Origin of the sequence: Roseateles sp. (genome assembly GCF_044373315.1) — a bacterium.
Taxonomy (GTDB): Bacteria; Pseudomonadota; Gammaproteobacteria; order Burkholderiales; family Burkholderiaceae_C; genus JACDQM01.
The window spans coordinates 1-10,273 of record NZ_JBILQK010000106.1 but is presented as its reverse complement, the minus strand read 5'-3'; the positions used below and the strand labels follow the sequence as shown (position 1 = coordinate 10,273).

The 10,273-nt window shown below is 69.2% G+C and carries 12 protein-coding genes and 1 pseudogene; 2 read left to right on the top strand and 11 right to left on the bottom strand.

Annotated features, from left to right (window positions below):
* Positions 1 to 155: 155 nt before the first annotated feature.
* The gene (locus ACIQ67_RS17350; protein ID WP_397535631.1) at positions 156 to 1,046 is read right to left on the bottom strand and encodes a transporter substrate-binding domain-containing protein; all 891 of its coding nucleotides are present in this window, start codon (positions 1,044 to 1,046) and stop codon (positions 156 to 158) included.
* A gap of 578 nt (positions 1,047 to 1,624) precedes the next feature.
* Here ACIQ67_RS17350 and ACIQ67_RS17345 point away from each other — a divergent pair.
* Positions 1,625 to 2,779, top strand: coding sequence for an OmpA family protein (locus tag ACIQ67_RS17345; protein ID WP_397535630.1), 1,155 nt, complete (start codon positions 1,625 to 1,627; stop codon positions 2,777 to 2,779).
* Positions 2,780 to 2,818: 39 nt separating this feature from the next.
* Entirely contained in the window at positions 2,819 to 3,106 is a 288-nt protein-coding gene (locus ACIQ67_RS17340) for an encapsulin-associated ferritin-like protein (RefSeq protein ID WP_397535629.1), read from the top strand.
* A gap of 51 nt (positions 3,107 to 3,157) precedes the next feature.
* On the opposite strand, the gene ACIQ67_RS17335 is transcribed toward ACIQ67_RS17340, so the two are convergent.
* From ACIQ67_RS17335 to ACIQ67_RS17290, 10 genes and pseudogenes are all read right to left on the bottom strand, one after another.
* Positions 3,158 to 3,646, bottom strand: a complete 489-nt coding sequence (locus tag ACIQ67_RS17335; protein WP_397535628.1) for a copper chaperone PCu(A)C — start codon at positions 3,644 to 3,646, stop codon at positions 3,158 to 3,160.
* The gene (locus ACIQ67_RS17330; protein ID WP_397535627.1) at positions 3,643 to 4,893 is read right to left on the bottom strand and encodes a hypothetical protein; all 1,251 of its coding nucleotides are present in this window, start codon (positions 4,891 to 4,893) and stop codon (positions 3,643 to 3,645) included. Before ACIQ67_RS17330 ends, ACIQ67_RS17335 begins: the two co-directional genes overlap by 4 nt.
* Positions 4,868 to 6,088 carry an MbnH family di-heme enzyme gene (locus ACIQ67_RS17325; RefSeq protein WP_397535626.1) on the bottom strand — a complete coding sequence of 407 codons (1,221 nt, stop codon included), beginning with the start codon at positions 6,086 to 6,088 and terminating at the stop codon, positions 4,868 to 4,870. The genes ACIQ67_RS17330 and ACIQ67_RS17325 overlap by 26 nt, the downstream gene beginning before the upstream one ends.
* Positions 6,085 to 7,008, bottom strand: coding sequence for an MbnP family copper-binding protein (locus ACIQ67_RS17320; RefSeq protein WP_397535625.1), 924 nt, complete (start codon positions 7,006 to 7,008; stop codon positions 6,085 to 6,087). The genes ACIQ67_RS17325 and ACIQ67_RS17320 overlap by 4 nt, the downstream gene beginning before the upstream one ends.
* 56 nt (positions 7,009 to 7,064) lie before the next feature.
* Positions 7,065 to 7,343, bottom strand: coding sequence for a hypothetical protein (locus ACIQ67_RS17315; protein ID WP_397535624.1), 279 nt, complete (start codon positions 7,341 to 7,343; stop codon positions 7,065 to 7,067).
* Positions 7,340 to 7,633: a hypothetical protein gene (locus tag ACIQ67_RS17310; RefSeq protein WP_397535623.1), complete on the bottom strand. Its 294-nt coding sequence runs from the start codon at positions 7,631 to 7,633 to the stop codon at positions 7,340 to 7,342. Before ACIQ67_RS17310 ends, ACIQ67_RS17315 begins: the two co-directional genes overlap by 4 nt.
* 126 nt (positions 7,634 to 7,759) lie before the next feature.
* Positions 7,760 to 8,158 (bottom strand): DUF2946 family protein, encoded by a 399-nt coding sequence (locus ACIQ67_RS17305; RefSeq protein WP_397535622.1) that lies wholly within the window; start codon positions 8,156 to 8,158, stop codon positions 7,760 to 7,762.
* A 34-nt stretch (positions 8,159 to 8,192) separates the two neighbouring features.
* On the bottom strand, positions 8,193 to 8,648 hold the full coding sequence (locus tag ACIQ67_RS17300; protein ID WP_397535621.1) for a hypothetical protein: 456 nt from the start codon (positions 8,646 to 8,648) through the stop codon (positions 8,193 to 8,195).
* Between the two features lie 37 nt (positions 8,649 to 8,685).
* The gene (locus ACIQ67_RS17295; protein ID WP_397535620.1) at positions 8,686 to 9,942 is read right to left on the bottom strand and encodes a hypothetical protein; all 1,257 of its coding nucleotides are present in this window, start codon (positions 9,940 to 9,942) and stop codon (positions 8,686 to 8,688) included.
* Between the two features lie 11 nt (positions 9,943 to 9,953).
* Positions 9,954 to 10,273: pseudogene (locus ACIQ67_RS17290) on the bottom strand (TonB-dependent receptor); the annotation flags it as partial.

Genomic DNA, 10,273 nt, shown 5'->3' with positions numbered 1-10,273 from the left:
GCCGCGCCGGTGGCCAGCAGGCCGGCCAGCAGCAGGGCTGCAGCGGTGGTGGTACGTTGGAACACAACAGACTTCTGGGACATGAGAACTCCTGGATGGGGAGGGTGGTGATGTCCGGCCGGGTGGCCGGGGTTCGTGCTTCAAACCTCTGCCTGTCACGGCAGGGGCTGGTCACTCGGTTGCTGGTACAGCTTGAGCAGGGCCTCGGATGGCGGCCAGTTCAGGTTGAGCCCCTTGGGCGGAATCGGTTTCTGGAACCAGCGGGTATAGATCTTCAGTGCTTCGCCCGAAGTGAGCAACTGGGAAAGCGTGCGGTCGACGATGGTTTTGAAGGCCGGGTCGTCGCGCCGCATCATGCAGCCGTAGACCTCGTCGGACAGAGGCTTGCCGGTGACGACCCAGTCGGCGGGATTGGCCGCCTTGGCACGTTCGCCGACCAGCAGCGCGTCATCCATCATGAAGGCATCCACCTTGCCGGCTTCCAGCGACTGGAAGGCGTCGCCATGGTCGCGTGCGGTCAGCAGCAGCAGGCGGCCGCCGCGGGTCTCGTTCCAGGTGCGCAGCAGACGTTCCGACGTGGTGCCCGAGGTCACCACCACCCGCTTGCCGGCCAGATCAGGGAAGTCCTTCAGCCCGGAATCGCGGTGCACCAGCAGCCGCGTGCTGACCACGAAGATCGAGGTCGAGAACGCCACCTGGCGGGCACGGGCCGCGGTATTGGAGGTGGAGCCGCATTCCAGGTCCACCGCGCCATTGACCACCAGCGGGATGCGGTTCTGCGAGGTCACCGGGACCAGGCGCTGTGTCAGCGCCGGCAGCTTCAGCTCGGTGCGGATCGCCTCTGCCACTTTCAGCATCAGCTCATGCGAATAGCCCACCACCTGGCGGCGCTGGTCATAGTAGGAAAACGGAACCGAGGATTCACGGTGACCCAGATTGATGGTGCCGGTCTCCGCAATGCGGCGCAGGGTCTCGCTCTGCTGGGTCAGCGCTGTCGGGGACGAGGCCGCCGCACTGCCGGCTGCAGCAAGCACAGGGGCCGGCATGCCGAGGGTGGCCAGCCAGGCGCCCAGGCCCAGCAGCGGCAGCGCACGCAGCCGCAGCACCCGCTTCGGATCGAAACTGGCTTGGCAGTGGCGTGGGGCTGCGGTGCGGGCGGACATGCCCTATCCAATGCAGACGCCGTGCCAGTGCGGGTTATCCCGAGTCGATGTCGCTAAGTGCTTGATGGCTGGTGCTGTGCTGGCGTGCCAGCGCCGCCTGGGTGGCGGATTTCCGTTCCCGTCGAGGCGCAAGGGACGGATTCCCGTTCTTGGCCGCTCGTGACACCGCTGACAGGTGCCGGGCCGAATCCGATCTCGCAGCCGTGGTGCTTGTCGGTGCGCCGGCGCACTTGAATCACGCTGTGTGGGGTGTGCGCTGCGCTGCTGCAGCGCAGTGGCGCCGTGGTTCGCTGGCGTACAGACCCGCGCTAGAGGCGGGCCTAAAACCCACCCTTCGATGCAGGGGCAGCGCACCAAGCGGGCGCTGTTCCGCTGGCGCCAAGCCGGGCATTGATGCGCGGACCCGTCGCGTTCTGTGACGGGTGCCGCCGCGCCGAACCGAACACCCACGAAAGCACCTGATGAACAAGACCCACGCACTGCGATTTCTCACCATGGCCCTGGGCACGATGCTGCTTGCACCAGCCTTTGCCCAGGTGTCCGGCCAATACTACGGCGGCGCCTCGGTCGGCAAGTCGCGCGCCAAGCTCGACGAGTCCGGCATGGCCGCCTACAACGCCGGCCCGGCCATCAGCGTGACTGGCGTCGCCGTTGACGACAGCGCCACCGGCTACAAGGTGTTCGGCGGCTACCGCATGAACTCCTACCTGGCCATCGAGGCGGGCCTCTTCAGCCTGGGCACCTTCGGCTTCGATGCCAGCACACTGCCACTGGGCAGCGTGCATGGCGAGTCGAAGTACCGCGGCATGAACCTCGACCTGCTGGGCACGATGCCGCTGACCGACACCTTCTCCGCCTTGCTGCGCGTCGGCGTGCAGCGCTCCTGGACCCGCAACAGCTTCAGCGGCACCGGTGCGGTCATCGTGCCGGACAGCAGCCCGCGCACCCGCGGCGTCAACTACAAGGCAGGCGTCGGCCTGCAGTACGCGATGAGCCCCCACGTGGCGCTGCGCGCCGAGGTCGAGCGCTATCGCATCAACGATGCGATGGACGGCAAGGCCAATGTCAATGCCTACACCGTCGGGCTGGTGTTCCCCTTCGGTGCGGCGCCGATGCGCCAGGCCTATGTGGCGCCGGCACCTGCGCCCATGCCGGTCGCCGCGCCGCCTGCGCCCGCGCCGGTGATCGTGGTCGCGCCCCCGCCGGCACCCGCGCCGGTCGTCCCGCCGACGCGCCAGCGTGTCAGCTTCGCGGCCGAGTCGCTGTTCGGCTTCGACACCTCGGCCGTGCGTCCCGAAGGCCAGGCTGCGCTGGAGCAGTTCGCCCGCGACGCCAACGCCTCGCGCTACGACGTGATAAATGTCGAGGGGCATACCGATCGCCTCGGCAGCGAGGCCTACAACCAGACCTTGTCGCTGCAGCGAGCTGAAGCCGTCAAGGCCTATCTGGTGAGCCGCTCCGGCATTGACGCTGGCAAGATCGCCGCGGTGGGCAAGGGCGAGTCCAGCCCGGTCACCAAGCGAGAAGACTGCCCCGGCAACACAGCTTCAGCCAAGCTGATCGCCTGCCTGCAGCCGGATCGCCGCGTCGACCTTGAAATGGTCGGCACACGCTGAACGCGCCAGCGGCCTTGATGAACACAGCAGGAGAACACCATGGCAAGTGTGGGCTATCACGAGCCGGTCAATGAACTCTCTGACGCGTCGCGGGACATGCACCGCGCCATCGTGTCGCTGATGGAGGAGCTCGAAGCGGTGGACTGGTACAGCCAGCGCGTCATCGCCTGCAAGGATGAGCAGCTGAAAGCCCTGCTCGAGCACAACCGCGACGAGGAGAAGGAGCATGCATCCATGCTGCTGGAATGGATCCGCCGCCAGGACCCGACCTTCTCCGCCAAGCTCAGGGATTCGCTGTTCACCGACAAGCCGATCGTGCATCGCTGACCGCAGCGCGCCGCCTGAGGGCGGCTTGCGAGTGGGCGGGAGCTGCGCCGCTCAGTGCCCATGGTGTGTCGCCCGGCCCTCGCGCGGCTGCTGCACCCACACCGTCACCGTCTGGCGGCCGGCGCGTTCGAACTGCAGTTCCAGCTCGAAACGCTCGCCGTTGAGCAGCGGGCGTTGCAGATCCAGCAGCATGAGGTGTAGATCGCCGCCATGGCGTGGCTTCAGCGTGCTGCCGGCGGGCAGCTCCAGCGCGGTGATGGCGCGCATGTGCATCACATCCTGCTCGATGCGGCTGCGGTGGATCTCCACGCGCCGCGCCACCGTTTCGCAGCGGGCGCCGAGCAAGCGCTCGGGCTGGCTGCCGCGGTTGACCAGCGCGCGGAAGTAGACCGCGCCGCTGCGCGCGCCGGCCGCCGTCGGCAGGGCATAGGGATGGTCGATCAGCAGATCGCCAACCCGCAGCCCATGCGCGCGCAGCGGCGGCGCCAGGCCAGCCAGTGGCAGGCCGCCGAGCGCGGCCAGGCAGTGGCGGCGCTTCACCAGCGGCCTTTCAAAAGATCCGGCGCGCGCAAGATCAGGCGCAGCGCCACATGATTGATGCGCCCCCCTTCGGCCGGACTCTTCTCGCTGCCGGTCTCCAGCGCCAGCTGCGTGCCCCAGCCCAGCTGGCGCAGCACGGCGATGCTGAGCCGGTCCACCGGCTGGCCTGCCAGCAGGCCGGCCTCGCGCGCCAGCTGGGTGCTGCCGGCACCGCTCAGGCGGTTGCGCGGCACCAAGCGCTCGGCGCGCGCGGCCAGGGTCCAGTCCTGCCATGGCGACCAGTTGACGTCAGCCCACCAGCCCGCCGTGGTGGCGCGGTAGTCGGCCGTGCTGCTCAGCGAGTACAGCGCGCCGCGCTCCTGGCGCAGCAGGGCGGCCAGGCTGGCGCTCAGGGCGCCATCGTCGCGGTCCCAGCGCAGGCTGGCGCCGAGGATCTCGCTGCGGCCATCGAAGCAGACGCGCTGCGCCAGGCTGGCGCGGCAGTCCAGGCTGCCGTGCAGATGGCCTTCGGCGCCGGCGCTCTGCATGGCGCTGCCGCGCGCCTCGGGCTCCAGATGGCTGGCGAAGAGCTGCAGGTCCCAATGGGCCCAGCCGCCATGCGCGCGCAGTGTCGGCACTGGCGCGCCAGCCGGCCCGCCAGGGAAGCTTCGGCCGCGCCACAGGCCGGCCTCCAGCGTGCGCAGACCGCGCTCCACATCGCGCTGCCAGCGCAGCGTCAGGCCGTCGTCGATCCACTGATCGTCCAGCGCGCCGCGCTTGGCCAGTGGCGCCTGGCTGAAGCGGTCGATATGGCCGGCGCCGTCCAGGGTGGAGCCCATGCGCACCGTGTCGCGGCCCAGATTCAGCGCCAGCATGTCGGCGCCCATGGCCCAGCGCGCCTGCAGCAGCGCCGACTCGGTGTGCGGCTTGTCGCGGTCGTGCCGGCCGACCACCCACTGCGTGCCGAAGCTCGCATTCAGGCGCAAAGCGGCGCCCAGCGTGGCGTGCTCCATGCGCAGCTCGCCTTCGGCGCGGCGTGGTGCCACGCCCAGACCCGGCGCGCCAGGCAGGGCGGCGACCGGCCAGCGGCCGTCGGACTCGGCGGCCCGCAGTGCGGCGGCGGCGTCGATGCGCCAGCCGCGTACTTCAGGAATAAGCTCGCTGCCGGGCTCATGGGCCAGCGCGCTGCTGGCGCACAGGGCGCTGGCGAGCGCGAACAGCGCAGCGCGCAGCGGCAGGCGCTTACTTGGTGGTGAACGGGTTGGCATGGCGTGGATTGCTGAGGAATTCATGGTCGGTGAGCGTGCGCAGGAAGGCGACGATGTCGGCCTGCTCCTGGGCGCTGAGATCGATCAGCGTGACCAGATCGCTCTTGAGCGGACTGGCGCGGCCGTCGCCGGCGTTCGGGCCGGTGCTGATGACGCGGCCGCCGGCGGCGTAGAAGCGCAGCACCTCGTCCAGCGTGGCGATGCTGCCGTCGTGCATGTACGGCGCGGTCACCTCGACATTGCGCAGGCTCGGCGCGCGGAACATGCCCATGTCGGCTGGCTTGGCCGTCAGCTCGAACACGCCGCGGTTGGGCTCGGGGAAGCCGCCCTTGCCATCGATGTTGTAGAGCCCCGTGTTGTGGAAGGGCGTCTCCACCAGACGGCTGGCGGCGTGCAGGATCTGGTCGTTGAAGTTGAAGCTGCCGTGGCAATGGAAGCACTCGGCCTTCTCGCCGAAGAATAGTTGCATGCCGCGCGTCTCGGCGGCGCTGAGCAGCACCTTGCCCTGCAGGTACTGGTCGTAGCGGCTGTTGCCTGAGATCAGTGTGCGCTGGAAGGCGGAAATGGCTTTGATGACATTGCCCCAGCTGACCGGGGCGCTGTCGCTCGCGAAGGAGGCGGCAAAGCGCGCGGCGTAGTCGGTGTTGTCGGCCAAGCGCTTGAGCACCTCGGCCTTGTTACCGTCGTTGACGCCCATCTCGATCGGGTCTTCGCCGAACAGGGGAGTTTCCATTTGCCGCTCCAGCGTCACCAGCGACGGATTGGCCCAGGTCAGCGTGGCGTTGTAGGCCACGTTGGCGAGATGCTGCGCGCTGCGCGGGTGCAGCTCGCCGGTGGAACCGATGGCTCGCGCCAGGCCTTCTGTGAAGGCCTTCTCCTGTAGATGGCAGCTGCTGCAGCTCTGCTTGCCACTGCCCGACAGGCGTTGGTCGTAGAACAGCCGGCGACCCAACTCCACCTTGGCTTCACTCATCGGGTTGTCGGCCGGGACCTTGGGCTCGGGAAAGTTGGCCGGCAGGTTCCAGCGCCATGCGGTGCTGCCGCTGCCGCCCGGTGCGCTGTCCGTCACCGTGGTGCCGCCGCCGCCGCAGCCGCCCAGCAGCGCCGTCAGCGCCAGCAGCAGCGCGCCGCCGCCATGCTTCAGGCGGCGGCGCGCTGCGGACCCCGGTTCGATCGAGAGTCCGCGCGCACTCATTTGGAGATCGCCTTGAACAGGCTTTGGCTGGCGCCGCCAGCCAGCATCAGGCCGGTGCCGCTGCCGTCCGTCTTCCAGTCGATGGCCATCGATTCAAAAACCTTGGCGCACTCGGGATCGGTACCGCCGGACATGCAGCCGGCCGCGCCTGCAGCGTTGCGGGTGATGTCATTGCTGGCCAGCAGGGCCCGCAGGTCAACGGCAATCTTCTGTGTGTCCGGGTTGAAGCTGCCCAGGCTGAAAGTCATGCGATTGGGCGCCTTGCAGCTGACCGTCTCACCGCTGGCCGGGTTGCCGGTGCAGCCGGTCGAACCCAGATGCACGTTGAAGGTCTTGGCAGTCCAAGTGCCGGCGGTGCCGGCCGGGTCGCTCACCTCGATCTTGGCGAACTTGCGGCCGCTCTGCCAGCTCCAGGCCATGGCCTGCACGTCCAGCGGCTTGGTGGCGGTGGCGTAGTCGCTGTGGTTGAGCGCAAAGGGCACGCCCATGGTCAGCTGCACGCCGGTGTAGCTGCCCGCCGGCACCGTGCCTTTGATGGTTGCGTTGGTTGCCGTGGTGCCACCGCTGCAGGCGCCGGTGGCGTCTTCCAGGTCGATCAGCGTGAGACTCTGGCCGTCCTTGGTGAAATTCCAGTCGTCGTTGGCGGCCAGCGTCAGCGGCACCAGCGTACCGTCGCTCTTCACCAGATTGACGTTGGCAATGTAGAAGCGGAAGTCCTTGATCTGTGCGTCGATGGCGGCGCTGCCCAGGCCTGTGACGGCGGTACCGCACTTGACTGGCGTGCTGCCCGCGACAGCGGCGAACTCGATCGACAGGCTGCGCGGGCCGGTGTCCACCGGCGTGTCGCCGCCGCCGCCACATGCGCTGAGGGCTGCAGCACTGACGAGGGTGATCAGCAGGGGCTTGTTAATGAGGGTCATGGTGAGTCTCCTTGGGGAACTGGGTTTCGGTTTCGGATGGGACGGACGGGTGCGCTTCATTGCGGCCATGCGGGGCGCTGCAGCTCGCGGATCTCGGCCTGGCGCAGCCAGTCAGGCATGTCGGCGCTGCTCTTGAATGCGGCCTGGCCGGCCGGCAGGCTGTGGGCAGCGGGCCGTGGGTGTGCCGGGGTAGCTGCGGCGGGCGGGGTGCCGGCCCGCGGGCTGCTGGCGGCGTTCTGGCGCGCCTGGCTGGCCATCCACAGCGTTGCGCTGAAGATGCTCAGCGCCCCCAGCACATGCAGGGCGACGAAGAGCTTGATCTTGATCGGGCTCATACGTGGTACTCCGGCTGGGGCTTGTGCACCATCAGATCGTCAGCCGCCGCAGGCGTGCAGGGGCAGGCGCCGCTGCGCTGCAAGACGGGTTTGAAGGCAGGCTGTGCTGTCGTGCTTGCCGGCAGCTTCAGTTGGCGCATGAAGTGAGGCAGGGCCGATGGGCTGGCATCGGCGCGCAGCAACTGGTAACCGCTGATCAGCACCAGTGCGGCGCTGGTGGCGCTCAGGCCCAGCGCCAGCGCGGGCAGCAGAGAGCCGGCCAGCCGCGTGAGGATGGAAGAGGGAGACATGAAATGGCACTCCTGTGCAGCCGGGGCGTGGCGCCACGGCGGTTGCGATGGCGCTGCCAGACCGTCGAGCCAGCGAGCTGATGTGTTAGGTCAGCGCGTTCCGGTTCAGGTCTTGCAGTCGCGGGATCAGCAGGAGGGCGACGCAGGTGGTCCGCGTGGCTGGGCCAGGGCCCAGCGGGTAGCCGCCAGCGCGGGTGCGCTGCAGCCCTGCGGTGCTGCATGGCGCAGCGCCGCAGGCGAGATGAAGAGCAGGCTGGCCGGCGGTGGCGGAAGGCCGATGCCCTGGGCCTGCCACAGGCACAGCGGGCAATGTTCAAGTGCAAGGTGCTCGGCTGGCGCGGGAGTGCGACCATCCGGTGTTACCCAGCGGCTGCCTTCGGCCGTGCAGACCTCGACCAGCGCCGAGCTGGCGCTGCCGGCTCGCGCCAGCCCGTGCAAGCTCGGCAGCAGGCTGGCCGCAAGCATCAGCAGCGCCGTCAGCGCCGCCAGCAGGGCGTGCGGAGGGGGCTTGCGGTGGCGCGGCATGGCGGGGTGTCGGTTGTCGCTGCGAGTAGGGGACCTAGCGGCCCCACCAACGCGTGAGCGTCGCCGCATCGGGAGCACCGCTGACAAACTCGGGCGCGCGGCCCGGCGCGAGCCAAGCGATATGCGGCACCATGCCGCGCCAGCGTGGGTCGACCGCATGGCGGATCGGCGCCTCGGGGCCCTCGAAGGCAAGCAGGCGGTCTGCCTCCGCATGCGGGTGCATGCCATGGCCGCGGTGCTGGGCCAGCTCCTCGGGCGAGAGATCGCTCATCACCATCAACAGCGGCGTTCCGGCACGCTGACGCCGCTTGTCGGCCGCCAGCTGCTTGGCCACGCCCGGGCAGACCGCGCACCAGCTGGCGGTGAACATCACCAGCGCCGGCTTGCCGCTGGAATCCACCTGCTGGCGCAGCGCGCGCCAGGTCTGGGCGTCGAAGGGCTCGGCGGCCCCGGGTGCAGCCTGGGCGGGCGCCAGCAGGACGCTTAACATAAATGTTAGCAGGGCGAGGGTGCGCTTCATGTGGGCATCAAAGTTCGACAAGGCGCGCTCCCTGTTCGCCATCGCAGCGCCACAGCGCGATCAGGCGCCGGCCGTCGCAGAGCAGGCGCGCATAGTCGCTGGCGCCCGTCGTGTGTCCCAGCTCGCGTAGCGTGAAGCTGCGGCCCTCGTCTTCGGAGACCCAGGCGCGCCAGCGCATGCGCTGGCCGTCGAAGCTGCGCCAGCTGATCGCCAGGCGGCGCCCGGCGCGCGCCAGGGAGGCGTGCTCGGCGGTCTCATCGGGCAGGGCGCGCGCCGGGCCTTGCGGGCGACCGTCGGCGTCGAGTCGGCCATAGCGCGGCACGCCAACGCCGTCGCGCACACCGAACCATACCGCATGCCAGCCGCCATCGCTGGTCGCCGTCAGGTCGCCGCCATGGTGCGGGCAGCCCGCCACCACCCAACCATCCCGGCTGGCGCGCTGGACGGCCGCGCCGTCTTCCAGGCGGGCAAAGGCATGGTCGCGCACCTGGCCGGGCCAGACATGGCGCCAGAAGGCGGCCAGCCGGCCCTGCGCGTCAGGCGCCAGCGCGATGCGGCAGCACTCGCAGCTGTTCGCAGCCAGCAGCTGGTCGGCGCCGAAGCTGGCGCCGCCATCCGTTGAGACATTGCGATAGATCGCCGCACCCGCGTAGTCACGCCCGGCCTTCTTGGCCAGCTCCAGATCGCGCTTGTCGATCCACACCACATGCAGTCGGCCCTGGCCGTCGAAGGCGATGGAATCGAAGCGGTGGGTGATCTCCTGGCGGTCCTGGTGTACGGTGGCCGGCGCAGAGAAATGTGCGCCGCCGTCGCTGGAGTGCAGAAGGCGGATCTCACCAGTGAAGGGCTTGGACAGCGGCCGCGTGTACGAGATCGCCACCTGGCCGCGCGGGCCGAAGGCAATCTTGGGATGATTCTCGCCGTCGGCGCTGGGCTTTTCATCACCGATGTCCAGCGGCCGTGGCGCGCTCCAGTTGCGGCCGAGGTCGGTGCTGCGCTGCGTGACCAGGCGGCCCTGGGCGTCGAGCATGGCCAGCCACACCGAGCCATCCGGCGCCAGCGCCGCGCCGCTGGCCAGCTGCGGGCGTGGCTTGCGCGCCGGCTTGACGCCTGCGGCAGGCGCTGCCGGGGCCGCGCCGTGGCCACCCGTGCCGTGATCCTGGGCGCGCAGGCTCAGTGGTAGCAAAGCGGACAACGGCAGCAGGCCGGCCTGCAGCAGCATGAGGCGGCGGCGGCCGGGTGTGAAGGGCATGCTCTTGCTCATCGTGCGGCTCCTTAGTTGCCCAGCTGCCAGCGCAGGGCCGTATGGATCAGGCGTTGCGGCATGGTGTGGGCCTGCCAGGCGGTGTTGTTGGCGACGTTGTCGACGCCCACGCTCCATTCCCACTCGGGCGCAAAGCGCCAGGCCAGCTTCACATCCAGCTGGTTGACGCGCGAGGTGCCGCCAAAGGTGTCCGGGTTCACATCTACATTGGTGTCGGTGTTGTATTGCCGGCCACTGAAGCGCCAGGTGGCGGCTGCCGTCCATTGTGCCGAGGGCCGCCAGGCGGCCTGCACGGTATAGCGCTGCAGGGGGATGCGCAGCCAGCGCTTGC